This is a genomic window from Oleiphilus sp. HI0128 (assembly GCF_001635365.1).
In genome coordinates, this window is record NZ_LWGG01001105.1 from 1 (window position 1) to 785 (window position 785).

The 785-nt window shown below is 42.5% G+C and carries 1 protein-coding gene; it reads right to left on the minus strand.

The genetic code is table 11. The features are described 5' to 3' along the window. Positions 1 to 614, minus strand: a 614-nt coding sequence (locus tag A3763_RS18825) for an ATPase, T2SS/T4P/T4SS family (protein ID WP_197482979.1), incomplete at its 3' end; no start/stop codon positions are given. Between the last annotated feature and the right edge of the window lie 171 nt (positions 615 to 785).

Genomic DNA, 785 nt, shown 5'->3' on the forward strand with positions numbered 1-785 from the left:
ATCTCACCAATTAGAATAACATCCGGCGCCTGACGCAGAGTATTCTTAAGCGCGGCTCTATAGCTTCGGGTATCAACCCCGACTTCACGTTGGTTTATTACACTCTTCTTATGTTTATGGACGAACTCTACAGGGTCCTCGATAGTGATAATGTGACCACCTGCGTTCGAGTTACGGTGATCTATGAGTGCTGCGAGAGAGGTAGATTTGCCCGAACCTGTACCACCAACAAATAACACTAGGCCACGTTTAGCCATTACGACCTCTTTTAATACTTGCGGTAAACCCAGGTCATCAGCCTTTGGAATCTCTGTGACGATATTACGTGCAACGATTGAAATCTCGTTTCGCTGTTTGAATATATTGATACGGAAGCGACCAACACCGGAAATTGTATAGGCTAGGTTCATTTCTAGCTCTTGCTCAAATTCCTTTGTTTGTTCGCTATCCATCACGCTATATGCAATATCTTGTATTACCCCAGGCTGTAAAGGCTCTTGCTCTAGCGGTTTTAACTTTCCGTGAAACTTTGCGCAAGGCGGCGCGCCGGTACTTAAATACAAATCAGAACCGTCATTACGTGCTAGCACAGTTAAGTATTTTTCAAATTTCATCGAGAATATCCTATTCGTCAGATCAAGAGAGTAAAGAAATCTAGACAATAAGAAATAGACTATATGTGTGGGTTTCGCCAGCTTGAAATGATTTGATGGATACTTGAGCGGTAAAAACGTGAAGTATGAGAGGTAGTACAAGAAGGGAGGAAGAATTGAGCCATATTGTTT